Below are 24,947 nucleotides of genomic sequence, written 5' to 3'. Positions count from 1 at the left end.
ATTCAGCTGTCCGAGGGCCGGGTGCGAAAGCCTCCGGCCCTTTTCATTGGGTGCGCCCGGTACGGGCGTGGGTTGGAGGTGAACGTCCTCTGCCTCAGTGGAGTTGCCGCGCCTCGGAAGGCGGCGCGCGGGAGGAGGGAAGGGGCGTTCGCGGCAGCTCGACCTCGAACGTCGAGCCCTGGCCGGGTTCGCTCCTCAGGCGGATGTTCCCCCCGAGCTGCTGGACGATGCGCTGGACGATGTACAGCCCCAGGCCCAGCCCCCCGAAGTGGCGGGAGGAAGTCGCACGCTCGAAGGGGGCGAAGATGCGCTCCTGGTCCTCGGGTGGGACGCCCATCCCATGGTCGATGACCACCAGTCGGGCGAGCCCCTCATCCGCCATCACCCGCAGCTCCACGGGCTTGCGTTCGCCGTACTTCGCCGCGTTGGAGAGCAGGTTCTGCACCACCTGCTCGAGCCGCAGCCGGTCCCACCGCCCCACCACGCCCTGGGCCACGTCCAGCGTCAGCGTCGTGCCGGTCCGCTCCAGCTCCGGACCCAGTTGCTCGGCCACATCCCGCACCACCTGGCCCAGGTCCACGTCCTCGAGGTGGAGGTTGAGACGTCCCGTCCGGAGCTGAGAGGTGTCGAGCAGCTCGGACACCAGGCGCATCAGCTTGTGCGTCTGCCGGTCCACGATTCTCAGCACGGCCGGCGAGGGCGGTGTCGGAGCGACCCCCGCACCGCGCTGCAATCCCTGCACGGTGAGGCGGAGCGACGTCAACGGCGTGAAGAGCTCGTGGGCCGCCACCGAGAGGAACTCGTCGCGCACGCGGATGGCCCGCTGCGCTTCTTCGTACAGGCGCGCATTGTCCACCGCGAGCGCCACGCGCGCGGCGAGGTTCTCGACGAGCTCCACGTCCTCCGGGCTCCAGCGGTGCGTCTCCCCGGTGGAGACGAGCGTCAGCACCCCCAGCGTCCGTCCGCGCGCCACCAGCGGCACCGACAGCCACGCGGAGACGCCCAGCTCGCGCAGCAGCTCCAGGTGCGCGGGCTCCCGCAGGCCCAGGGGCGCCAGGGGTGGCACGGTGGCGTCTCCGCCGCGCACCATCGCCGAGCGGCCCGTATGCGCCACCAGCGGCGCGCCTTCGGGCACGTCGAGCGGCACCCGCAGCTGTCTCAAGGCGCCCACCTGCTCCACGCCCTCGGGCGAGTGGTGGGCGGCGGCGCGCACGCAGAGGGCGTCGTCCTCTACCAGCAGGGCGACGCACCAGTCGGACAGGAACGAAACGGCCAGCCCGGTCGCCTGCGCCAGCGCCTTGTCCGCGTCCAGGTGCTTCGCGAGCCGGCGGCTGGCCTCGGCCAGGAAGGACGAGCGCTGGCGCGCGGACTCCGCGGCCTGCCGTGCCGCCTGCTCACGGGCGAGCAGTCCCGCCCGCTCCGCCTCGGCCTGCTTGCGTTGGGTGATGTCGCGGAAGTACCAGCCGCGGCCGAAGACCCGGCCCGCCTGGTCCAGCAGCGGAGCGCTGAAGAGCTCCAGGCTGCGTCCGTCCCGCAGGGTGAGTGCGTCGGTGAAGGTCCCCTCCGGCGCGGACAGGAGCTGGCGCACCAGGCTGAAGAAGCGCGCCGGCTCCCGCACGTGCTGGGCGGACACCAGCAGCAGTGTGCGGGCCGAGCCCCCGCGCCGTACCTCGTCCTCGGTCAGCCCCCACAGCTCGAGCAGGCGCCGGTTGCGGCTCACGATGCGCCCGTCGGCGGAGACGATGAGGATGCCGTCGAGTGTCGCCTCGTTCTCGTATTCGAGGAGCAGCATCTGCTCGGAGAGGCGGTGCTCACTCTGTCTCAGGCGCGCATCGAGGCACCGGTGGTCCAGCGCCTTCTCCGCCACCCGGAGCAGGCGCTGCACCAGCCCGAAGTACTGCGCGAAGAGTGGCCGGGAGGACTCGAAGAAGAGGAGGAACTCCGAGGGCGGGCCTCCTTCGGGCACCTGCTGGAACGGGAACTGCCACACGGTCAGCGAGGACGACGTGAGCTCGGGGTAGGGAAGGTCGACGGTTCCCCAGTGCACCACCGCCTGGGCGCGCTCGGGCCCTGCCTCCGTCCCCGCGGTGAGGGGGAGCGCGCGCGAGGTGCGCGACAGTCCCGCGGAGCCCAGCAGCCGCACCGCTCCCTCGGGGGACTGCTCCAGCCACAGCACGACGAGGCAGCCCAGCCGGGTGGCCAGGTGTTGCAGGAAGCCATCCAGGTCGCCCGCCTCGTCGAACAGGTCGAGCGCGGCCCGGGTCAACTCCTGCATCACGCTCGCCAGTGAGACGGCGTCCACCGGAGGGCTGGGCGTCACTCCCGGGTTGGATTGAAAGGAGGGCGTGGAAGGACTGACACTCATGCCGGCAGCGACAGCAGGACGGAGGTCTTGTTGTGGAACTGGGGCAGGGACACCCCGAAGGAGCCCACCTCACCGAAGGTGAGGCACCCCATCATCGGCACCTTCCTTCCGAGCGCGGTGTGCATCGCGCGCAGCTCCTCCATGATGCGCGGGCCCAGCACGCGGGCACGCGAGACGCAGTCGAACACCAGCGCGAAGGCCGGCTCCCCGCCGACACGCTCCCGGGCCTCCGTCGCCGCCAGGGCCGCGGCGGCGATGAGGGCCTCGGGGTCGCCTTCCATCACCCGCAGCAGGGTGCCGTCCGGGACTTCGGCCAGGCAGCGCAGGGCGCCATCCGCCTCCACGGAGAGGGGGTCTCGGATGGCATAGCTGCCCGCGGCGCCGGGGATGCCCAGCGGGTGCAGCATGGCGAAGTGGCTGAAGTCGTCGCGGCCCACCGCGTCCCCCCGGTGCGCGGCGGTGCTGCGGTACACGTCGAAGGCGTTGGAGAAGTCGAGGTCCACCACGGCCGGGCCTCGCGTCTGGGTGGCCAGTACCGGAGGCCCATAGGGGCTCCATCCGTGTTGCAGCCCCACGCCGAAGGGACGGTCGGCATCGAGCACCACCGCGACCACATGGTCCTGGTAGGTGTGGCCGAAGGCGAACTGCGCGGTCCGGACGAAGTGCAGGTTGTCGCCCGCGCCGCCGCCCGCCCACGCCACCCCGGCCCCGGCTTCGCGGGTGGCGCCCTGCACCACCTGGCACCCGTTGGCGCTGAAGGCATCCGGCAGGAGGATGACCGCGCGGCGGCGCTCGGGAGGAGGAGCGCCGAAGCCCATGAGGGCGTCCTCGACCGCCTTGCGGCCGGACTCGAAGGGACTGCGGCTCACCGGCCCCGCCACGCCCACGCCCGCCCGCACGTCCCCGGCGAGGACTCCCACCACCAGGCCCTGCCAGAGCAGCCGCTCCCCCGCGATGACACCGGCCGCCGAGCACCCGGCCCACGGAATGCTCCCCAACTCATGTCCGAGCGCGCCCGCGAGGGCCGCGGAGTCGTACTGCTCCGTGCAGAAGGCGAGCGCCAGCACGGGAGCCTCCGTGCCTTCCAGTGCCTGGCACACCGCCGTCTCGGCCGCGAGGCGTGGCTCCAGGGCGTCGCTCGCCCCGATATGCAGTGCCACTCCCATCCCTGCCGCTCCCCCCGTCGCGGGGGCTACCGCCCCTCTTCATGCAGGTGCGCACCTCCGGGACGGCACGCAATCGTGAGAGCGCTCGGGGGCCACGCGACATGGCCCACGCTGGCTCAGTTGGCCCCTCCCTTTCGGTATAGTGAGAAACACCGGAACCTTGAGGACACCCGGTCCAGGGCCCGGCTCACCCAATTCAGGAGACCTGTCATGCATCGGAAGATGATTCTCTGGGCGTCGGCTTCGTGCCTCGTGCTGGCGCTCGCGGCCTGTGGTCCGGCGGAGCCCCAGACCCAGGAAGAGACGCCTTCGACGGTGGATGAAGTCGAGCAGAGCATCGGCTCGACGCCGCTGTGCACCAGCTCCACCACCGTGGTGGGCTTCATCCAGGGCAAGACGGAGTGGGCCGCGGCCTGTGGCAACTGCGCCACGGTTGCCGGAGGAGGCTTCGGGCTCCCGGGCACGTACTACGAGCGGTGCTGCCAGCAGCCCCGCAGCGGCGACGGCCCGACGACGTGCGGGAGCTGGAAGCTCATCAAGCCCGTCTGTTCCACCTGCTCGCCACTCTGATTCCGCCACGCGGGCCAGGCGCCTGACGTGGCTCGGCCGCTTCGAGTCCTCCTCGAAGCGGCGCGGGTCAACACCCTCGAGCCCGCCTCCCTGACGAGAGCCCTACGCCGGCACGTCCCAGGCGATGGGCAGGTGCTCGAAGCCGCGCAGCATGAGGTACGGCCGTCGCACCGTGGGCTCATCCGTGCGCAGCCGCAGGTTGGGCAGCCGCTTCAGGAGCTGCTCGAAGGCAATCCGCCCCTCCAGCTTCGCGAGCTGGGCGCCCACGCAGAAGTGGATGCCCTTGCCGAACGCCATGTGCTTCTTCGCGTCCGCGCGGCGGATGTCGAAGCGGTCCGGCTCGGGGAACTGCGTCTCGTCGTGGTTGCCGGACTCGTACAGGATGAACAGCCGCGAGCCCTTCGGAAGCGAGACACCGCCGAGCGTGGTGTCCGCCGTCACCTGGCGGAAGAAGCCGCGCACGGGCGGCTCCTTGCGCAGAATCTCCTCGATGGCGCCGGGCAGCAGGCTCGGGTCCTCCTTCACCTCCTTGAGCTGCTCGGGGGAGTTGAGGAGCAGCCACACGCCGTTGCCGATGAGGCCCGTCGTCGTCTCGTGGCCGGCGGAGAACAGGTCCATGGCGTTGCAGACCGCCTCCTGCTCGCTCAATGGCGCGGTGCCTCCCATCGACTGCGGAACCAGGAGCGTGAGCAGGTCCTCGCGCGGCTTGCGGCTGCGCTCGTGGATCTTCTCCTTGAAGTAGCGCTCCATGGCGATGAAGCCGTGCGCGCTCTCGACCTGCTGCTCGACGGGAGCCGTCGCCGACATCAAGAGCGTCTTGTCGTCGGACCAGCCCTTGAGCTGCTGCATGTCCGCGCGCGGCACGCCGAGCAGGTCGCAGATGACGAAGGCGGGCAGCGCATACGCGAACTGCTGCACCAGGTCCCCCTGGCCGTCGTCCACGAAGCCGTCGATGAGCCCGTTCGTCGTCGCCCGGATGGAGGGCTCCATCGCGGCGATACGCTGGGCGCTCAAGGCCCGGCCGAACACGGCGCGGATGCGCGTGTGGTCCGGCGGGTCGCTCTGCACGAGGGAGAGGAACTGCGAGTAGCCCTGCTTGAGGATGTTGCGCACCTCGGGGTGCGGCTCGGCCCGGGCATCGAGCGCTCCCACCGAGGAGAAGCGCGCCGTGTCCCGCTCCACCTCGGCGATGTCCTCGTAGCGGGTGACGACCCACAGGTCGAACATGGGGCTGTGGAAGACGGGGTTCTCGCGGCGCAGCCGCGCGTACAGCGCGTAGGGGTTCTCAATCTGGTCCGGCGCCATCGGGTTGAAGGCGGCCACGGCATCTCCGGCGCGCGCATTCTGACTGGTCATGCCTCGATCATAGAACACACGCTTCACTGGATTCACTGGAGTTCAATATGAACGCTCGTTCTATGTTCCCGAGGTAGGAGGCCTGGAGGACCATGACGAGGACGCCCGCGACGCGTACGAGCTTGACGGACGATTTGCGCCGCATGGGATTGGGTGCTGGCGAGCGGGTGATGGTTCATGCCGGCCTCCGGAGCCTGGGCCCCGTGCTCGGCGGTGTGAATGCCGTGGTGCAGGCGCTGCTCGACACGGTGGGCGCCGACGGTACGGTGATGGCGTACATGGACTGGGAGATGGGGGTCGAACCGGAGGACTTCGAGGACGCGCGCCTGCGTGAGGAGATTCCCACGTTCGACAAGCGCATCGCGCGAGCGAGCCGGGACCATGGGATTCTCGCGGAGACGATTCGCACCTGGCCCGGGGCGGTCCGGAGCGACCACCCGGATGCCGGCGTGGCGGCGATAGGTGCGCGCGCGGAGTGGCTCTGCGCGGACCACCCGCTGCAGTACGGGTATGGCGCGGGCTCTCCGCTGCACAAGCTGACGGAGGCGGGCGGCAAGGTGTTGATGCTCGGCGCGCCGCTCGACACGCTGACGGTGCTGCATCACGCGGAGCACGTGGCGAACATCCCCGGCAAACGAATCACGCGGTACCAGCGGCCCATGTGGGTGGACGGCGAGCGGCGCTGGGTGGACTTCGAGGAGTTCGACACCCGCGAGCCGGTGACGGACGCGCTGCTCGCTTCCGGAGAGGACTACTTCACGGCCATCGCGGAGCAGTGCCTCGCGGAGGGGGGCGGCCGCGCGGGCCGGGTCGCGCAGGGGCTGTCCCATCTGTTCGACGCACGCCACCTGGTGAAGTGCGGCGTGGCCTGGCTGGAAGCGCACGCACGCTGACTCATTTCTCGAACGGGGCCCTTCCTTGCGGGTCGCCCGCGTCCAGGGGCGGCACCCAGGAGGGGATGCCCGGGTGTGCGTAGCGGCAGGTGAAGCTGCTGGCGGCGAAGACCCTGAGCTCTCCGCGCACGGTGAGGAAGCGCATCGGCTTGCCGGCCTTGCTCCGGACCGGTACCGGGTTCCCCTGCAGCACGGGGGTGTTGTCCTGCATCGGGCTCGGCAGGTAGTGCCCCGGCAGGAGGCCGTGAACCGCCGTGTTCACCGGCAAGCCCAGCACGTTGGCTGTCGTCAGCGTGTACGTCACGTCCACCGTCTGTCCGGTGGAGTCGTACGTGTACGTGACGGTGGAGCCGGTGGGGTAGGAGAACGCGGCCTCGGCCAGTTGCGTGAGCGCGGAGCCATCGTCGAACCAGTTGTCGGGCAGCGTGCCCAGGACGAAATAGTTGCTGGCCGTCGCGTCGTCGAAGGTCAGCATCGAGTCGGAGGTCGAAGCGCTCTGGTAGCGGGCCGCGCCGCTCGGGAAGAACAGGACCGTGTTCTGCTGCACGCAGCAAGAGATCTTCGTGCCGCCGACGTCGAGGGTGCCGAAGCTGATTCGCGGCGAGCCATTCGTGAACTTGAAGGCAACCCTGGGGAGCTTGAACGCCGTGAAGTGGAGCAACGGGCTCCCGCGCACGACGCCCAGCTGGAGCTGTGCGTCGGCGGGGAGGGAGGCGGGCCGGTCCGGGTCATCCGCCGCGCGCATGACGAGCTCGGCGTCGTAGTCGCCCATCCGGTGGACCCCGAGGGCCTGGGGCAGGAAGCCCGGCAGGACCTGGAGCTGTGCGTCGAATTCGGCGCTCTCCTGCATGAGCAGGAGGCCCGTGTCACCAGGCCCGGAAGCGCTGAACGCGAGGGCCCAGGGATGAGAGAAGACGGGGAGCTGGGCCAGGGGGCGCTGCTGGGGCTGGATGAATCCCTCGCCCTCGGCCACCAGCGGGTCCTGGGTCCACGCGTGGGTCCGCGAGGAGGCCTTCGTCGAGTCGTCCATGGACAGCAGGACGCCCGGGGCCCCTCGCCTGTGAAACCGCGCCCGCCCTCAACGCTGGGCGCCGCGCCAGAGCTCCGCGGTGCCCGGTGGCCCATGTGGAGGTTGTTGACGACCTCACCAGGGAGGCAGTCATGCTTTTCCTGTAAAGCTGCTATCGCTAGGATTGCCCTGTCGTACTGGAGTGAGGCTCGAATAAAGGATCCGGCACCATGTCAATCATTGAAAACACGCGGATGACTCTCACTCGTCACTGGGGATTGGGGGTGTTGGTCTCCGTGCTCACGGCCTGCGGCGCGGACGTGACGCCGCCCGCGGCGGTGGAGGGACGGGACGAAGTCGCCTCCGCGGAGCAGGAGCTGGATGGCGAGTGCACGGCGGACTGGGCCGCCAACCCGTGCTCCGTCGCGGACTCCGCGGCCTGCGGAACCGGGAGCCCCGGTGTGGACTCACCCAACACACCCAACAACTGCGAGCTGGGAGGCATGAAGTGTGATCCCCGGCCGCGCCTGTGCAATCGCAACTCGAAGACGCTCTATTTCAAGACCACCTCGGCCGCGAATGTCTACGACAGCCTCGGGAATGTGATGGGCACCGTGGCCGCGGGGCAGCAGGTCCGTATCAACCTGGGGACGCGGAGGACCATCTCCACCGTCTCTCCGAACTACCTGGCCATGGCCTTCTCGGCCCCGACGAACAACGGCGGCATCAGCGGCTGGATTCGTCCCGACCAGCTGGACGCGGGCTACACCAACATCATGAACTGGCTGACCCAGAACTACCGGCCGGCCCCCGACCCGGGTGGGACGTACAGCGACTGGTACATCATCCCGTCGAACAACGTGCCCTACGACGGGCTGCACATCACCGACAACTGCCCCGCCAACAACCTGGCCGTCCACTACCTGGGGCGCAATGGCCGCATCAACCTCATCACCAACCTGCCAGGGAAGGGGTCCCCGACGAAGGCCGTCTACCCGAACAACACGGGGCTCAACTTCAAGCGCGCGCAGGTCCAGCACTCCGTCTCGCTGCCGCTCTACGACTGCAGCTCCGGCAGCGCGGTGCAGGTCTCGACCCGCCTCAGCTTCCTGTATGGCTATGTCCAGTCCGGTCACTGGGGCTGGATTGCCATGCCCAACCTGTCGACCTCGAGTCCGTAGTCAGTGATGCGGCGGCTTCTCTAGGGCTCCTGGGGGCCGGGCGCGGCTTCCACACCGGCATCGGGCGCAGCCACGGCCCCTGACGGCGGAGCGGCCTCCGCATCGCGCGCGCCGCCCTCCGTCGCCGGACTCGAAGGCCGGGGCTCATCCGAGGGCGGCGGCGGAACCTCGCCGGAGACGGGCGCCTCGGCCCGGCCTGTGTCCGCTTCCAGCGCTCCCGCCGGGGAGCCGTCGCCCGGGGCTGCATCCTCGGGCTCCGCCTGCTTCTCCAGGCGAGGCGCGCCTCCACCTGCCGCGTCGTCCACGAGGGTGCCTCCGGCCTCCGTGTTCAGGGAAGGCTCCGCCTGGGTGGGGCTGCCCGCGTCCACGCTGCCCATGACCGGTGGCTCCATCGGCTGCACCCCGGCGGCCATGGCGGCGGCCCCCGTGCCATGCCGTCCTTCCTTCTTCCTGCTCGGCGGGGCCGGGACGGAGGGGGCTTCGCGGGCCGGCACCTCCGGAGCTGTCTCCGGCTGCGCCACGGGACTCGCAGGTGGCACCTCGGCGGGCGCGGGCACCGGCGTGACCGGCTCCCCCGGCGGCGCCTCCTTCCCACCGAGCACCGCATCCAGCACGGGCCCCCCGTGCTCACGGAGCACCGCCTCCACCGACTGCCATCCATCCTCTCGGAGCATCACCGCTCCGGCCGCACCGAGCACCAGGACGAAGGCCAGGCCCCATCCCCACCGCGACGGTTTGCGCTCGGGCGGCGGTGCCGGGAGGTCCTGGCTCCCGCCGTTCAGTGCCCCCGCGGTGGCCCAGGCGGGCTCTCCGCGGGCACCGGGCAGTGAAGGCACGTGCGGCGCCCTTCGCGGCTCCAGGACGGCGGGTCCGGGCATGGCGCCAATGGCCAGGGTGCGGAGCTCCGCGGTCGCATCCGGCACCCGCTGGCCCTCTTCCGCCTCCCGCTGCGCCTCGGGGAAGCACTCGCGCAGGAAACGTCCCACCTCTTCCGGGCTCGCCAGGGGACAGGCCCGCGCCAGGGCCTCCGCCATCTCCTGACACGAGCCGTAGCGGTCCTCCGGCCTGCGCGCGAGGGCCTTCGCGGCGACGTCCGCCAGCCCCGGCGGCAGCGCCGACACGTCCACCTGGCACCGTGCGAGCTGCTGGCAGTGCGCCACCTGGCTGGGAACGGAGACGGAGACATCCGCGGGCGGAGGAATGGGCAGCCGGCCCGTCAGCATCTCGAAGAGGAGCACGCCCGCGCAGAACTGGTCGCTCCGGCCATCCACCGGTATCGGCTCCGACGGAAGGCCCTCATCGCTCCCGGGCACCGACCTGAGCAGCTCCACCGCCCGCTCCGGCGCGAGGTAGCCCGGCGTGAAGAACAGCTCATGCGCGGCCGGCGCCGTCGCCCGCGCGGACCAGGCGATGCCGAAGTCGATGACCTTGGTGACGCCGCCCAGGCCCACCATTACGTTCGACGGCTTGACGTCCCGGTGCACCACCTCCAGCCGCCGGCCATGCGAGTCCGTGGCGTGGTGCGCCGCATGCAGCGCCTGGCACACGTCGTACATCACCCGGCAGACGATGTTGGCGGGGAGCCCCGAGGCCGCGCGGGCCCGGAGGAGCTGCTCCAGGCTCCGGCCCGGAATCCACTCCATCTCGATGAAGAGCTGGCCCTGGCTCTCGAAGACGTCGTAGACGCGGACGATGTTGGGATGCGTGAGCTTCAGGCTGAGGAGCGCCTCGTTGAGGAAGCTCCGGCGGCCGGCCTCGTCGGCCTTCAGCGTCATCTGCTTGAGGACCACGTTCTCGCGGCGGAGGTGCGAGTAGGCGAGGAACAGCTTCGCCATCCCTCCCTGGCCCAGCGTCTTGACGACCGAGTACACCTTTTCCGCTCTCACGGCAGGAACCCTACCACCCCGGTCGCGGGCGGCACACAAAGGGCCGGCCGCGCGGCCAGGACGCGCGGGCCCTGCGGCGTGCTCGGCTGCTCACCGCCGAAGCGGGTCAGGCTCAGCAAGAACGACTGGCGCCCATTTCCAGCGTTGCCGTGACCCGGATGGTTCTGGACCGACCCGTGATGCGCCGGTAGTTTTCATGAAACCTGAATCATCATTCAGTTCAGGGGCGCGTTGCACAACCACACCTCAGGGGAACACATGCATTCGATTGGACGTCTTGGAGGGCTGCTCGTCGGGTTTGGGCTGTTCGTTGGCTGTGGCGGTCAGGAGCCGCGGGTGCCCGCGCCCGAGGGCGCGGAGTCGCTGGAGACGGCGGAGTCCGCGGTGTACGAGTCGCCGGACAGCCTCTCCGGGCTGCTGGGGACCTACACGCGCTATTGGCCGCCGGCGGCCGCGGAGGAGCTCACCTCCATGACGCTGACGGGCGTGGAGTACGTGGACCACGTGGAGGGGAGCTACGTCCGCACGGTGAGCCGCGCGTGTCCCATCTACGGTTGCAACACGGAGACGGGTACCTTCTGGGCGCTGCCCAACAACCCGGCGACGGGCGCGCTCATCGTCTTCAAGACTCCGACGGGCGCGGAGCGGGACTTCTACGCCATCAGCCAGATCCAGCGCAGCACCCTCACCGGGAAGATCACCGGCATCGTCCTGGTGAAGGGCGGCAGCGTGTCGCCGGTGCCGTTCACCATGACGCGCGTGGGCTTCTAGTCACTTCAGGTTGATGGGCGAAGGCCCATGGGAGGGCTGCTTCCTCCCATGGGCATGGCCCCTGGGCAGCTCTGGCCCGGGGCTGGTGCCAGGCCACATCCTTCAGCCTCCCGGTGCCACGCGTCGCGACCGGGCAAGCTGTGCTAAACGTGCAATTCATGAGAATACGTTTTGCGCTCGTTCTCTTCCCTGCCATCGCGACGTCCGCCTGCGTTTCGGCTGACTCCGAGCTGGAGGGCGATGGCCCACAAACCACCATCGGGCTCGGCGAGGCGGGGCAGGGGGCCACGACTCCGCTCCGCACGAAGGCGCTCGGACGCATGCGGAACGCGGCGAAGTACTTTCACGATGTGGTCGCGCGCAACGGCGGGTATGCGTGGCACCACAACGCCGCCAACCTGAGCGAGCGCTGGGGCGATATCCAGCTCGACGACGATCAGATCATGATCCAGTCGCCGGGCACGTCGGACGTGACGATCGCGTTCGTCGAAGCTGCACTCGCCGACCCGGCAACACCGGTGCTCAAGACCTACGCGGCGGACGCGGCGATGGCGCTGCGTCACGGGCAGATAAAGTCGGGGGGCTGGCGCCTCTACGCGGACTTCAAACCGACGCCGACGTTGAAGGCGTGCTACCTCAACACCACGGCAAGCTGCAGCTGCGGCGGCTGTACGACGACGACCTACGACGACCAGGCCACACAGAATGCGCTCATTGCGATGATGCGCACGGACCAGCTCCTCGGGTTCGCGAACACGGCGATCTCCGGCTCCTCCACCTACGCCCGCGCGCGGGTGGAGACCTCGCAGTTTCCGACGCATGGCGGCTTCCCACAGGGGTTCGCCGGTCCCGTCGCCGCGCGCCCGGCGCTGGCGGCGGGCTATCCGCCCTCGATCGGGACCTCGTGTGGCCTCGCCAATTGCTACGCGAACGCCTACACCCAAGAGTACTGGGACGACCCGACCTTGAACGACAACCTCGCGTCGGCCTTCGTGGAGATGTTGTACTGGGCAAGGGAGATATATCCCGCGCGGGCCACGACCTATCAGGCCATGCTCACCGCGTTCGGTGACTTCCTTCGCCATGCGCAGATGCCACAGCCACAGCCTGCCTGGGCGCAGCAGTACGACATCCAGATGCAGCCTCGCTGGGCGCGCAACTGGGAGGCTCCGGCGATCGCGGGCCAGGAGAGTCAGGACGTCATGTGGGCGCTCCTTCGCCTCTACCAGCTCGACCCGAGCGTGCCGGCGAACCGCGACGCGGTCGGGACTGCGCTCGCGTACCTCGAGACTGTCGACTCCGCGGGCAACACGCTCATCCACCGCTACATCGAGCTCGACGACACCTCGCCGTCGAACATCGGTTTCTACACGGTGAAGCCAGGCGGTTACCCGGTCCAGTTCTCTCCTGCGCCGCCGACCTACCAGAACTACGCCTGGGAGGTCCCGTCGCAGCTCGCCGCGATCCATGCGGAGTACGACCGGCTGGCGAGCGATACGACCGTGATGAAGCGCTCGTGCCAGAAGCTCCGCGCCGACACGGCGCAAGCCGTCGACACGACGGTGAACAACGAGAAGTGGATCACGACGTACAGCCCGGGTGGCCCGCGAAGCGGCGCCACCGCCGGTGACTATCTCGACACGAGCACGTTCGTCAGGAACATGCGCACGCTGGCCGAGTTCGTCACGCGCACGACGACGGACTGCGTCGCATGGAACTACTGATGCATCATCGCCGCCGTCTGTCGTGGATGGCGCGTGCACCTGGCCCCTGCGCCAGCTGCCTGCATTGAGAGGGGGGCGCTGAAGGCCCCGAGAGGAGCCCACGTGAGGGAGCGGGCTGGTTCGGGAGAGGGCCTTGCAAACGGGCGCCCTCGTCCCGAACTCAGTCGAGGGGAATCGGCTCAGGAGCACGGAGCCGGAGCGTGTGACGGCACGGCCGGGCGCACGGTCCTCCGCTCGGTGGCGTCTGGAGGAGGACGACGATCATGGCAACCCTCGACAATGCGGCCGTCATCCGGGAGTTCTACCGGGCCTTCAATGAGAAGGACCTCGACCTCGTCCGCACCGTGATGCACGCGGATGCCATCGTGCAGAGCATCCCCTTCGACGAGACGGAGAAGCTCATCGACCACTGTGAGAGCTGGGCCACCGCTCTGCCGGACGGGAAGGTCGACGTCACCAACCTCATCGTCCAGGGAGACCGGGTCGTCGCGGAAATCACCGGGCGGGGTACGCACGAAGGCCCTTTCAAGGGGCCGGGGGACGTGACGATTCCGCCCTCGAACCGCGCCATCGAGATACGCCTCATCGAGGTCTTCGAGCTCCGCGATGGGAAGATCGCCGAGATGCGCCAGTACTACGACGCGCTGAGCTTCATGACCCAGCTCGGCATCGGCGCCCGGCCCGGCCTCGCCCGGGAGGCGGAGGCCTCCAGGCCCGACGCCCGGCACTGATTGGGCGCAGCGGCTTTCACACATGGACCGGGATGACGGTGCCCGCGAGGAGCGAGCCCCCGGGGTCATGAACGGACCCGGGGGCTGTCGCGCCAGCTCTCAGTAGAGTTAGTCCAGCGAGGGGATGCCGGAGCGGGTCCACTCGCCGGTCGCGGTCGACCGGATCAACTCAGGGCGTGACGGAGACCCGCGTGCCCGCCCGGGTGTTGTTGTCGTCAATCAGCTCCGCGATGGAGTTCTGCGGATCCACCACGGCCCCCGCGTAGTACAAGCCTGTCGTGGGCACGGACGCCGGGCCCGACACCGACAGCACCTGGCACTGGCCGGCGTTGAGGTACGGCGAGCCTGCGTAGCCCACGAAGAAGTCCGGTGAGGGCCCCGTCGGGCCGTTGGGGGTGATGGTGCTGTCCGCCGAGAGGTACACCTCCACTGGCGCGCTGCCACCGACGGTGCCCTGGTTGCACACCGTTACCGAGACCGTGAGCGTCTGGCTCAGCCTCACGCTGCTCGCGCTCGACACCGCGGACACGGTGAAGTCGGGCCTGTTGCCCACGCCGATGCGGCTGCCGGTCAGGGTGTTGTTGTTCTCAATCAGCTCGGAGATGGAGCTCTGCGGATCCACCACGGCGCCCAGGTAGTAGGCGCCCTCGGTGGAAGCGTACGCCGGGCCCTGCACCGTCAGCGCCTGGCACTGGCCGGCGTTGAGGTATGGCGAGCCTGCATAGCCCACGAAGAAGTCCGGCGAGGGCCCCGACGGGCCGTTGGGGGTGATGGTTGCGTCCGCCGAGAGGTAGACCTCCACCGGCGCGCTGCCACCGACGGTGCCCTGGTTGCACACCGTCACGGAGACGGAGATCTGCTGTCCGGACGTGGCGCTGGCCGGTCCGGTGACCGCGGAGACGATGAAGTCGGGCCTGTTGCCCACGCCGATGCGGCTGCCGGTCAGGGTGTTGTTGTTCTCAATCAGCTCGGAGATGGAGCTCTGCGGATCCACCACGGCGCCCAGGTAGTAGGCGCCCTCGGTGGAGGCGTACGCCGGGCCCTGCACCGTCAGCGCCTGGCACTGGCCGGCGTTGAGGTACGGCGAGCCTGCGTAGCCCACGAAGAAGTCCGGCGAGGGCCCCGACGGGCCGTTGGGGGTGATGGTGCTGTCCGCCGAGAGGTAGACCTCCACCGGCGCGCTGCCACCGACGGTGCCCTGGTTGCACACCGTCACGGAGACGGAGATCTGCTGTCCGGACGTGGCGCTGGCCGGCCCGGTGACCGCGGAGACGATGAAGTCGGGCCTGTTGCCCACGCCGATGCGGCTGCCAGTCAGGGTGTTGTTGTTCTCAATCAGCTCGGAGATGGAGCTCTGCGGATCCACCACGGCGCCCAGGTAGTAGGCGCCCTCGGTGGAAGCGTACGCCGGGCCCTGCACCGTCAGCGCCTGGCACTGGCCAGCGTTGAGGTACGGCGAGCCTGCGTAGCCCACGAAGAAGTCCGGCGAGGGCCCCGACGGGCCGTTGGGGGTGATGGTTGCGTCCGCCGACAGGTACACCTCCACCGGAGCGCTGCCACCGACGGTGCCCTGGTTGCACACCGTCACGGAGACGGAGATCTGCTGTCCGGACGTGGCGCTGGCCGGCCCGGTGACCGCGGAGACGATGAAGTCGGGCCTGTTGCCCACGCCGATGCGACTGCCGGTCAGGGTGTTGTTGTTCTCAATCAGCTCGGAGATGGAGCTCTGCGGATCCACCACGGCGCCCAGGTAGTAGGCGCCCTCGGTGGAGGCGTACGCCGGGCCCTGCACCGTCAGCGCCTGGCACTGGCCAGCGTTGAGGTACGGCGAGCCTGCGTAGCCCACGAAGAAGTCCGGTGAAGGCCCCGACGGGCCGTTGGGGGTGATGGTTGCGTCCGCCGACAGGTACACCTCCACCGGCGCGCTGCCACCGACGGTGCCCTGGTTGCACACCGTCACGGAGACGGAGATCTGCTGTCCGGACGTGGCGCTGGCCGGTCCGGTGACCGCGGAGACGATGAAGTCGGGCCTGTTGCCCACGCCGATGCGGCTGCCAGTCAGGGTGTTGTTGTTCTCAATCAGCTCGGAGATGGAGCTCTGCGGATCCACCACGGCGCCCAGGTAGTAGGCGCCCTCGGTGGAAGCGTACGCCGGGCCCTGCACCGTCAGCGCCTGGCACTGGCCAGCGTTGAGGTACGGCGAGCCTGCATAGCCCACGAAGAAGTCCGGCGAGGGCCCCGACGGACCGTTGGGGGTGATGGTTGCGTCCGCCGACAGGTACACCTCCACCGGAGCGCTGCCACCGACGGTGCCCTGGTTGCACACCGTCACGGAGACGGAGATCTGCTGTCCGGACGTGGCGCTGGCCGGTCCGGTGACCGCGGAGACGATGAAGTCGGGCCTGTTGCCCACGCCGATGCGGCTGCCAGTCAGGGTGTTGTTGTTCTCAATCAGCTCGGAGATGGAGCTCTGCGGATCCACCACGGCGCCCAGGTAGTAGGCGCCCTCGGTGGAAGCGTACGCCGGGCCCTGCACCGTCAGCGCCTGGCACTGGCCGGCGTTGAGGTACGGCGAGCCTGCGTAGCCCACGAAGAAGTCCGGCGAGGGCCCCGATGGGCCGTTGGGGGTGATGGTTGCGTCCGCCGACAGGTACACCTCCACCGGAGCGCTGCCACCGACGGTGCCCTGGTTGCACACCGTCACGGAGACGGAGATCTGCTGTCCGGACATGGCACTGGCCGGCCCCGTGACCGCGGACACGATGAAGTCCGGGCCGGATACGGCGCCCTGCCTCGTGGCGCCCACTTCAACTGCCGGGTCGCTCTCCGCCGGGCGCTCGCACCCAGCCGCCGCCAGCAACACCACCGCGCCAAGAAGACTTCCAACCCTGCTGCTTCGTCGATTCATGCGCTTACCCCGAGGTGAGAACAGTCAGTCCTGCTGAACGCGCAATTCACGCGAAGGGTGGGATATCAACGCGGGCAGTATGGGGGCAAGCAGCTGTATTGTATGATTGCTATGAAGACATACTGATTGTCTACATTGGCTTACGCTGTCCTTCCGACGCCTTCCAGGGCAGTCAGCGCCTGGAACATGGGGCCGGTGGACTTCGGGTGGAGCGCGCCGGTGAGGTACTGCGCGCGGCGCCCTGTTGGGGGTCGCGGGGTGGGAAGCGGCGCTTCAGGCCGCGTCACGCAGTGCACGCCAGTCCGCCTGGACCTGGTCCGCGTAGGTCCGGGCGAAGGCCGCCAGGCGCGTGGTGGCCTCCCCTGCATCCGGGCCCACCCAGGCCGCCAGCTTCTGCGCCTGCGCACGCGTGGCGCCATGGGCTCGCGCCAGCACCACCCCGGCCTGGGCGAAGGCGGACACCACATCCTTCTTCCCGGTGAGCGCGCCGCCCTCCAGCTTCGCCTTCTCCGGCTCCAACTCGCGCACCAGGAAGGCCCGGCCTCCCAGCTGGGTGGCCCCGGTGAGCGGGTTGGCGTGGCCCGCGAGCCCGCGCTGTGCGCTCACCACCGCCGCGCCATCCGCGGGCCGGGGCGGTGACTCCAGGCTGGAGGCCAGCAGCTCCTTCAGCTCCAGCAGCACCGGGGGCTGCTTCGGGTCCGCCGCCTGCACCAGCGCGTAGTAGCGCTCCAGCCCGTAGCTGCTGCCGCCCGCGTCCAGCCGCTGGGCCTGGTCCAGCACGCGCAGCGGCAGTGCCACGCCCTCGGTGCCGCGGAGCTGCGTCTCGTAGGAGGCGAGGGCGGAGCGCACCGCGCGCTGCTGCGCGGCGGGGACCGGGCGCAGCGTGTCCGTGGTGCGGAAGCGCGGCGCCCCCGGGCCGTCCAGCCGGGCGTACTGCTCGAGCAGCTCCTTGCGTGAGGTGTCTCCCGCCTGCGCGATGAGGTCATCCACCTCGCCGGTGGCCTCCTTCTTCGTGAGGAAGGCGCCCGGGTTCTCTTCGCCTCCGGCGAGTGATTCCAGCGTGGAGAAGTACGCCTTCGCGAAGGCGCGGACGACGTCGCCCTGTTCCCTGGCGGACAGTCCCGCCTCGCGCGCGGTGAGCACGGCGCTGGTGGCCATGCGGGTCAGGTCCACTTCCGGCGAGCCGCGGCCCGCCTGGTCGAAGTCGTTGAGCCCCCACACCACCTTTCCCTCCGGCCCCCGGAGCGTGCCCAGGTTGCCCACGTGCGCGTCGCCCACCACGCGGATGCGCGGCGCGGGCCGCTCCAGCAGCCGGGCGTCCGCTGCCAGGGGGCCTCGCACGTCCGCATGGAAGAGGGCCGGCATCATCCGGAAGAGGGAGGACGGGCGCTCGCGCATCAGCGCCAGCTTCTCCTTCAGCCGTGCCGGGGGCAGGTCCAGCCGCGCGTGGAAGTCCTGGATGAAGGCCACCGCCTGCTGGGGCTCGCGGCGGGTGGCGGCGCCCGACCCGGCCTTCGCGGTGGTGGCGCGGGTCGTGGGCCCGGCGGCAGTGGGGCGCGAGGACGCGGGCGGCTTGGGAGGAATTCGCATGGGGGAGGACCTGGCTGGAAGGTTATCTCGGAAGGGCGCCGCCGGGTTTCGGCCTGCTCCCGCGGCAGCGGGACTGTCCGGAGCGGGACGCGCCCACCCGTTGCAGGGGAGGGTCGGCGGAGCGGGCAGGCATGCGCAGCTTGCGCCGGGCTCATGTCTCCGGTTCTTCGCTCCAGGCTTCGGGTGTTCGTGGTGGTGCTCGCGGCACTCCTCCCGGCATGTGCCACGCTGAATCCGCCCCGCTCGGAGCTGGCCGAGCGCGTGGGGCGCTCGGACCTGGACGTGAGCGCGCTGCGCGTCCGCGTGCGCGACCTGGCCCGGCGCTTCTCCGGACTGCTGGAGGTGGCGGCGGACGACCTCGCCGCGGCCTCGGACTCGCCCGAGACGGCGCGGGCGATGCTCACGTTCAAGGCGAATGCGGTGCCCACCATGCAGGGCGCGCTCTTCCAGCCGGACCCGGTGGCCGCGCTGGTGGATGCGTGGGCGCTGCTGGCCCAGCTCCAGGAGGCGTTGCCCAGGACCGCGGTGGGTGCCAAACCGGAGCTGCTGGCCAAGGCCCAGCGCTCGCTGGGGGACATGGAGTCAGAGGTGGAGGCGGTGTGGCGGGAGATCACCGGAAGCGAGGACGTGTCCTCCGCACGGGCGCGAGTGCACGAGTGGGCCGCCGAGCACCCCCTGACGGGGACACTCGTCTCGCGCGAGTCCACCGCGCCCCTGCTGGCTTCCGTGACGAGGGCCTCGGGTGGGGGCCTGAGGACGAAGGCGGCCGGACTGCTGGAGGACACGCGCGACCTCACCGCGCGGGTGGACCTCTACGCGGCCAGCCTCCCGCGCCAGGCGCGCTGGCAGGCGGAGCTGGTGGCCGCGGATGCCATGAATGCCCCGGCCCTCCATTCCGCCATGGCCGAGCTGGCGCGCACGGTGGACATCCTCGACCGCGTGGGAGGCATGGTCGCGAACACGCCCGCGCTGGTGGCCCGGGAGCGCGCGGCGGTGCTGGAGGCGCTGGACATGGAGCGGCGCTCGCTCCAGGACTTCATCGCGGGTGAGCGGCAGGCCGTCATGGCGGGGGTGGGGCAGGAGCGCGCGGCGGTGGTGGACGCCCTGCACGCCGAGCGCGTGGCGACGCTCCAGCAGGTCGACGGCCTGGCCCGGGGCTGGGTGGACCATGCCTTCGACCGGGCGGGGCACCTGGTGGACCGGGTCTTCCTGTGGCTGCTGGCGCTGGTGGCCCTGGGGCTCGTGGGCGGGCTCGTCCTGGTGGTGCTGGTGGCCAGGGCCTGGCGGCGCGCGTGAGGAAGGCAGGCCGGGCCTCTCCCGTCCAACCGCTCAGTGCGGTGTGCTTCCAGGACCCTGCAACACGGACTCGGCTCGGCCCAGGCGCTGGCCCAGGTCCTGGAGCCTCTCCCGGTCCGCGCCCTCGCTCTCATCGAGCGTGGAGCCGGCCTCCTCCACCAGGGCGCGCAGCCGGTGCATGCCATCTCGCAGCAGCTCCTGCTCCTCCGGCGTCATCGCCGGGGAGTGGGACAGGTGCTCCACCACCGCGTCCAGCACCTGGGCGTGGAGGTTGGCGTCGCCCACCTTCGCTGTCACGCCGGTGCGGTCCAGCATCCGCCGCGTGGGGGACATGATCCTCGCCAGCATCAGCGTGACGCCTCGCTGCTTCAGGTCGTCGCGCAGGCTGGCCAGCATGTCGGCGCCGGGGACGTCCAGGTCCGCGGTCACCTCCAGGTCCAACAGCAGGGCCTGACAGGGGCGTGGGGAGCGGCGCAGCCGGTCGATGACCTCGTCGCGCAGGGACGTGGCGTTGGCGAAGAAGATGCCTTCGTTGGGGCGGAGGATGAGCATGCCCGGCACCGTCAGCGGGCGCGGCATGTGGCGCAGGTCGCTGAAGGCGAGGGTGCCCGGCGTGCGTCCCAGCTCGCTCATGCGGGGCACGCTGGCGCGGTACACCATCAGGAAGATCGACAGGCCCACCGCCACCAGCAGTCCCGGCAGCACGTCCAGGGCGAGCACGCCGACCAGCGCCACCATCGCTACGATGAAGTCCTCCCGCCGCAGGCGGTACAGCCGCCGCAACTCGCGGACGTCCATCATCCCGGAGATGGCTAACACCACGATGGCGGCCAGGGTGGCCTCGGGCAGCAGGCGGATGAGGGGCATGAGAAACAGGGCGACCAGCACCGTGAAGCCGGCCGCCAGCAGCGCGGACACCTCCGTGCGGGCCCCCGCCGCGTCGTTGGCCGCGGACTTGGACAGACTGGAGCCGACGGAAAAGCCCCGGAAGAGCCCGGCGCCCATGTTGGCGGCGCCCAGTCCCACCAATTCCCGGTTGGCATCCACCTCGTAGCCATGGCGGGCCGCCAGCATGCGTGCGGGTCCAATGGCCTCGGCGAAGGCCACCAGCGCGATGCCGCACGCGCCGGGCAGCAGGCCCAGCAGGTCGCGAAGGCCCACGTCCGGCAGCCGGGGCGCGGCGAGCCCCGCCTGCACCTTGCCCACCACGTGCACGCCACGCGCGTCCAACCCCAGCAGCGCCGTGACGATGATGGACGCCGCCAGCACCAGCAGGGCCGCCGGGAGCCGCTTCGATACCCGCTCCAATCCCAGCAGCAGGAGCAGGCTGCCGGCACCCACCAGCAGCGTGACGAGGTGCGTGGCCTTCAGGTGCGTGACGAGGAACCACAGCCGCTCGAAGAAGTTGCCCTCACTCCCTTCGATGCCGAAGAGCTTGGGCACCTGTTTGATTGCGATGATGAGCGCGAGGCCGAAGACGAAGCCGGTGAGGACGGAGGTGGAGAAGAACTGGGCGATGCGCCCCAGCCGCAGCACGCCCGCGAGCACCGAGACGAGTCCCGCCATCAGCGCCAGGGCCGTGGTCAGGATGACGAACCGGGGCGAGCCCACCGGCGCCATGGCGCTCACGGTGGCGGCGGAGAGGACCGCCACCGCGGCGGACGCCGCGGAGATGAGCTGGCGTGAGCTGCCGAACAGGGCATAGAGCACCAGGGCCGCGGGCGCCGCGTAGAAGGCCGCCGCTGGCGGCATGCCCGCCAGCCCCGCGTACGCCAGGTTCTCCGGGATGAGGAGGGCCGTGACGGTGAGCGCGCCCACCAGGTCCCGCTTCAGCCAGGCGGGCTGGTAGCCGCGCACCGTCGCGACGAAGGGCATGGCTCGGGCGAGCCAGGAGACCGTGGGCTTCGCTGGAGAGGGGGGCATGGTGCGATAAGGGGTGTGGACGGCGCCACCCCCACGCAAATCCTCGAGAGGCAGGAGGCCTGGCCATGGCCTGCCCGAGGCTCCCGGACTCCGGGGTAGGGTGGACGCGCTGTGAGCCAGCCCCCAGCGGGGTGCGACCCGTGGCCCCTGGACCTCGCGGAGCGCGCTGCCCAGCTTTGCGTGTCAGGCGTGTGGCGGGAGGGGGCGTGATGGGCTCGGGGTGTCGGAGCGCTTGCGGGTGGGCGGGAGTGCTGGGACTGCTGGCGTGGGCGCCGGCCTCGCTGGCTCAGGCGCCGGAGGAACCCGCCGCCGAGGAGCAGCCGGCGGGCGAGGGCGGGGAGGCGAGCGAGCAGGACCTGGCGAAGGCCGTGCAGAACCCGGTCGCCAACCTCATCAGCGTGCCGTTGCAGGACAACGTGGACTTCGGCATCGGCGCGTCCAACCGGACGCGCAACACCCTCAACATCCAGCCGGTGATACCGGTGTCGCTGACGCTGGACTGGAACCTCATCACCCGCGTCATCCTGCCCATCGTGTATCAACCAGACGTGGCGGCGGACAGCGGGGGGACGTTCGGGCTGGGGGACACGTCGGTCACCTTCTTCGTGGCGCCCGCGAAGCCCGGGAAGCTCATCTGGGGCGTGGGGCCGGCGCTGCTGTTGCCCACGGCGACGGACGACGTCCTCGGCACGGGGAAGTGGAGTGCCGGTCCTTCGGTCGTGCTGCTCGTCCAGCCCGAGCCCTGGTCCCTGGGCGTACTGGCGAACAACGTGTGGTCCGTCTTTGGAAGCGATGACCGGGCGTCGGTGAACCAGCTGCTCCTGCAGTACTTCATCACCTGCAACCTGCCCGGGGGCTGGTACGTGACGTCGGCGCCCATCCTCACCGCCAACTGGGAGGCGGATGAGGACCCGTGGGTCATCCCCTTTGGCGCGGGCGCCGGCAGGGTCTTCAAGGTGGGCGGGCAGGCCCTGAACGGCTCGGTGAGCGCGTACTACAACGCAGTCCGTCCGGAAGGCAGCGCCGACTGGCAGCTGCGCCTCCAGCTCGCGTTCCTGTTCCCGCAAGGGCCGAAGAAGAAGGGGCCGCCGTGAGGCAACCCCTCACGCTCAGGGGCAGACGAGGATGACGCCCTCGGCGTTTTCGATGGGCACGCCGGTGGTGCCGCTGATGTTCACCGTGTCCACCGTGCCGTCCGGCTTGAGCTTGCGGCACGTGGCCGGTAGCGGGCTGCCCCAGGTGAACGTCGTGGCCGTCGTCGGGCCCACGTGCGTCTGCTTGTAGTCGCCGTTAAAGCCGGTGCAGACCGTGTGGTACGAGAGCGACTTGAAGAGCACGATGACCTTCGACGTGCCCTTCGTGTACACGCGCTTGTAGAGCCGGTACTTCGCGGGCGTCTTCACGCCGCAGCCGGACGCATCCCAGTTGTTGTACGGCGACGGGTCATTGCCCACGATGACGGCGTCGTTGCCGGCCGTGTCGTCCAGCGCCTGGGTCAGCCAGGTGAGCTGGTCCACGTCGGGCGTGCCGATGTCGTACCGCCAAGCCGGGATGAAGTGGTACTGCCACGAGGAGGCCGGGGCGGCGCCGCCATTCACGTCGAGGAAGGACAATTCCGGGTCCTGCAGCGTGTAGTGAGAGGCGAGGACGGCCATCAGCGTCCGCGTGTCCGTCACTCCGCCCAGGCCCGTCGGGTACGACGACGCGCAGGTGGTGGGGCAGCCGGTGCCGGTGCCGCACGTCTTGCAGTACGCCTCGGTGGTCGGCGGCGCCACGAGCACGTCGTAGATGACGTGCGGGCGCGGCGTCACGCTGGCCCGGTCCCTCGTGAGCTGGAGGGCCTCCTTCCACTTGTTGGCCATGAACTGCACGGGCCGCGGGTACTTCTCCTCGTAGGTGATGCCCTTCTGCACCTGCGCCAGCGCCGCGTTGGGGCCCGCGATGTAGCCGGAGGTGTTGAGGACGGTGAAGGCCGACGACGTCAGGTATTGCTCGTCCACCTTCTGGATGAGCTTCCCGTAGTCTGTCCCGTAGTTGTTGCAGAGGCAGCCCGTGCCGGTGCACGGGACGGCGCACTCCAGGGTGGGGAACGGGAAGGCCGCGCCCGCCTTGGGCCAGTTGGGGTAGGGGTCCGTGGCCCCCGAGTTGTCCATGAACACCGCGTCCGCCTGCGCGTTGGTGGGCAGCCAGTTGCGGTGGTACCAGGCGGACCACAGCCGGAAGGCATACGAGTTGGGGTTGGTCGCGTAGCGCATCTGGCCATAGGTGGAGAACATGCGGCTCCACCACTTGAGCCGCGCGTCCCTGCCCACGGAGCGGGCCGCCCACTCGGTGTCGTTGAGGTAGCCGTCGCCGTTGGTGTCCGCCGCGCCGTCGAAGGAGGGGATGGTGACGACGTTGCCGCTGGTGAAGACGAAGTCCTCGCTCGAAATCGTCTCCGCCACCGGGGGCGTGCCCGCCGTCGTCTGGACGCGGACGTAGAAGAAGCGGTCCCCGAAGCTGGCCCCGGCGATGCCCGTGGCCTTCCAGTCGCTCGGCGGATGGAAGGCGAGGATGCGGGCGGTGCCGGTGGTCGTCCACGTGCCCGCGGGCTCGGAGACGGTGAGGGCCGTCCACGCGGTGCCGTTCCAGTACTGCCACTGGTACGTCCAGCCGCTCGCCACCGTGGAGACGGTGACGATGACCTGGCGGAACTTGTCCGTGTGCCCGATGTAGAGCGCGTTGCCCGGGGTGCCGAACTGCACGGCGGTACTCGTCGTGTGTGCCGCCGCCGTGTAGTCGGTGAAGCCTGCGGTGCCGGTGAGCGGCCCCGTCTTCACCTGCCAGAAGCGCGAGACGGGCACCGTGGACTGGCCCACCGCGCTGAACTGGCAGCCGTACTTGCTGTTGGAGGTATTCAGCAGCGTGGAGTCGCAGTGGAAGAAGCCGCTCTCGCGATTCTCGGGTGCCGCCACGTATGCGTCCGCGTAGTTGAGCCAGTGGACCAGCAGCCCGCCGTTGCCCAGCGAGTTGCCATTCCAGTTGCCATACAGGTTGCTCGCATTCGAGTAGACGAGCTGCGGCGTGTTCGGCGCCAGGGTGTCGATGTGCGCGCGGACGGCGGGGTCATTGGCCACGACCAGGTCCACGTCGTTCTGGAGCTGGTCGTCCATGTACGCGTCCGTGGGGACGCCGTAGTAGGCAAGCTGCGCAATCCGCACGTGGCAGTAGTGGTGGGGAATGGAGAGCGAGCCCCCGTCCAGCCCGGGGCAGACGCCATTCGTGGGCAGCACCGCCGCGCGCTGCTGGTCCACGGATGTGGCCGACGGCTCCGGTGCAACGCCACAGGCGGACAGCGCGAGGCCCAGCCACACCCGGGCGAGGACGCCCAGGGCGCGAGTACTGCTTTCAGGGACATGCATGGGATTGTTCCAGAGAGAAATGGAAGAACTGTAATCACGGTACGGTTGCAGCACGACGAGGGTCAAGACGCTCCGTGCCATGCGGGGTGGCGCATGGCTGGCGGAGCCCTTCCCGGGTGTGACACGTGCGTTGCGAACCAGGCCCGGCGGTCCCAGCGTGTGGCGGAGGAGGTGCCC

Annotated in this window: 17 protein-coding genes; 8 read left to right on the top strand and 9 right to left on the bottom strand. The window is 69.9% G+C overall.

Features of this window, described 5'->3' with window-relative positions:
- Nucleotides 1-94 precede the first annotated feature (94 nt).
- Both OV427_RS48530 and OV427_RS48525 read right to left on the bottom strand, forming a co-directional pair.
- Nucleotides 95-2,365 (bottom strand): ATP-binding protein, encoded by a 2,271-nt coding sequence (locus OV427_RS48530; protein ID WP_267863081.1) that lies wholly within the window; start codon nt 2,363-2,365, stop codon nt 95-97.
- A complete protein-coding gene (locus tag OV427_RS48525; protein ID WP_267863080.1) occupies nt 2,362-3,531 on the bottom strand; it encodes an FIST signal transduction protein in 1,170 nt (389 codons plus the stop codon). The genes OV427_RS48530 and OV427_RS48525 overlap by 4 nt, the downstream gene beginning before the upstream one ends.
- A gap of 210 nt (nt 3,532-3,741) precedes the next feature.
- Between OV427_RS48525 and OV427_RS48520 the strand changes: the two genes are divergently transcribed.
- Nucleotides 3,742-4,101 carry a hypothetical protein gene (locus OV427_RS48520; protein WP_267863079.1) on the top strand — a complete coding sequence of 120 codons (360 nt, stop codon included), beginning with the start codon at nt 3,742-3,744 and terminating at the stop codon, nt 4,099-4,101.
- Between the two features lie 102 nt (nt 4,102-4,203).
- On the opposite strand, the gene OV427_RS48515 is transcribed toward OV427_RS48520, so the two are convergent.
- Nucleotides 4,204-5,457: a cytochrome P450 gene (locus tag OV427_RS48515; RefSeq protein ID WP_267863078.1), complete on the bottom strand. Its 1,254-nt coding sequence runs from the start codon at nt 5,455-5,457 to the stop codon at nt 4,204-4,206.
- 92 nt (nt 5,458-5,549) lie between these two features.
- Here OV427_RS48515 and aac(3) point away from each other — a divergent pair, with 92 nt between their 5' ends.
- Nucleotides 5,550-6,350 carry an aminoglycoside 3-N-acetyltransferase gene (aac(3), locus tag OV427_RS48510; protein WP_267863077.1) on the top strand — a complete coding sequence of 267 codons (801 nt, stop codon included), beginning with the start codon at nt 5,550-5,552 and terminating at the stop codon, nt 6,348-6,350.
- Nucleotide 6,351: 1 nt separating this feature from the next.
- Here aac(3) and OV427_RS48505 read toward each other — a convergent pair whose 3' ends face one another.
- On the bottom strand, nt 6,352-7,380 hold the full coding sequence (locus OV427_RS48505; protein WP_267863076.1) for a hypothetical protein: 1,029 nt from the start codon (nt 7,378-7,380) through the stop codon (nt 6,352-6,354).
- Nucleotides 7,381-7,589: 209 nt separating this feature from the next.
- On the opposite strand from OV427_RS48505, the gene OV427_RS48500 reads away from it, so the two are divergent.
- Complete coding sequence (locus tag OV427_RS48500; RefSeq protein ID WP_267863075.1) at nt 7,590-8,540, top strand: hypothetical protein; 951 nt, start codon at nt 7,590-7,592, stop codon at nt 8,538-8,540.
- A gap of 20 nt (nt 8,541-8,560) precedes the next feature.
- Here OV427_RS48500 and OV427_RS48495 read toward each other — a convergent pair whose 3' ends face one another.
- A complete protein-coding gene (locus tag OV427_RS48495; RefSeq protein ID WP_267863074.1) occupies nt 8,561-10,426 on the bottom strand; it encodes a serine/threonine-protein kinase in 1,866 nt (621 codons plus the stop codon).
- Nucleotides 10,427-10,762: 336 nt separating this feature from the next.
- Between OV427_RS48495 and OV427_RS48490 the strand changes: the two genes are divergently transcribed.
- From OV427_RS48490 to OV427_RS48480, 3 genes are all read left to right on the top strand, one after another.
- Entirely contained in the window at nt 10,763-11,197 is a 435-nt protein-coding gene (locus OV427_RS48490) for a hypothetical protein (RefSeq protein WP_267863073.1), read from the top strand.
- 158 nt (nt 11,198-11,355) lie between these two features.
- Nucleotides 11,356-12,921 carry a hypothetical protein gene (locus OV427_RS48485; RefSeq protein ID WP_267863593.1) on the top strand — a complete coding sequence of 522 codons (1,566 nt, stop codon included), beginning with the start codon at nt 11,356-11,358 and terminating at the stop codon, nt 12,919-12,921.
- 263 nt (nt 12,922-13,184) lie between these two features.
- Nucleotides 13,185-13,652: an ester cyclase gene (locus tag OV427_RS48480; RefSeq protein ID WP_267863072.1), complete on the top strand. Its 468-nt coding sequence runs from the start codon at nt 13,185-13,187 to the stop codon at nt 13,650-13,652.
- A 169-nt stretch (nt 13,653-13,821) separates the two neighbouring features.
- Here the strand turns inward: OV427_RS48480 and OV427_RS48475 are convergent, their stop codons facing one another.
- Together OV427_RS48475 and OV427_RS48470 are read right to left on the bottom strand one after the other, a co-directional pair.
- A complete protein-coding gene (locus OV427_RS48475; protein WP_267863071.1) occupies nt 13,822-16,560 on the bottom strand; it encodes a CARDB domain-containing protein in 2,739 nt (912 codons plus the stop codon).
- 273 nt (nt 16,561-16,833) lie between these two features.
- Nucleotides 16,834-18,150, bottom strand: a complete 1,317-nt coding sequence (locus OV427_RS48470) for a DUF2252 family protein (RefSeq protein ID WP_267863070.1) — start codon at nt 18,148-18,150, stop codon at nt 16,834-16,836.
- Between the two features lie 153 nt (nt 18,151-18,303).
- On the opposite strand from OV427_RS48470, the gene OV427_RS48465 reads away from it, so the two are divergent.
- The gene (locus OV427_RS48465; RefSeq protein ID WP_267863069.1) at nt 18,304-19,446 is read left to right on the top strand and encodes a chemotaxis protein; all 1,143 of its coding nucleotides are present in this window, start codon (nt 18,304-18,306) and stop codon (nt 19,444-19,446) included.
- A gap of 33 nt (nt 19,447-19,479) precedes the next feature.
- On the opposite strand, the gene OV427_RS48460 is transcribed toward OV427_RS48465, so the two are convergent.
- Entirely contained in the window at nt 19,480-21,321 is a 1,842-nt protein-coding gene (locus tag OV427_RS48460; protein ID WP_267863068.1) for a SulP family inorganic anion transporter, read from the bottom strand.
- 296 nt (nt 21,322-21,617) lie between these two features.
- On the opposite strand from OV427_RS48460, the gene OV427_RS48455 reads away from it, so the two are divergent.
- Complete coding sequence (locus OV427_RS48455; RefSeq protein ID WP_267863067.1) at nt 21,618-22,463, top strand: neuromedin U; 846 nt, start codon at nt 21,618-21,620, stop codon at nt 22,461-22,463.
- Between the two features lie 15 nt (nt 22,464-22,478).
- On the opposite strand, the gene OV427_RS48450 is transcribed toward OV427_RS48455, so the two are convergent.
- Nucleotides 22,479-24,770, bottom strand: coding sequence for a hypothetical protein (locus OV427_RS48450; protein WP_267863066.1), 2,292 nt, complete (start codon nt 24,768-24,770; stop codon nt 22,479-22,481).
- Between the last annotated feature and the right edge of the window lie 177 nt (nt 24,771-24,947).

The sequence above is a fragment of the Pyxidicoccus sp. MSG2 genome, assembly GCF_026626705.1.
In the GTDB taxonomy this organism is placed as follows: domain Bacteria; phylum Myxococcota; class Myxococcia; order Myxococcales; family Myxococcaceae; genus Myxococcus.
This window is presented reverse-complemented; position numbering and strand designations above follow the sequence as displayed.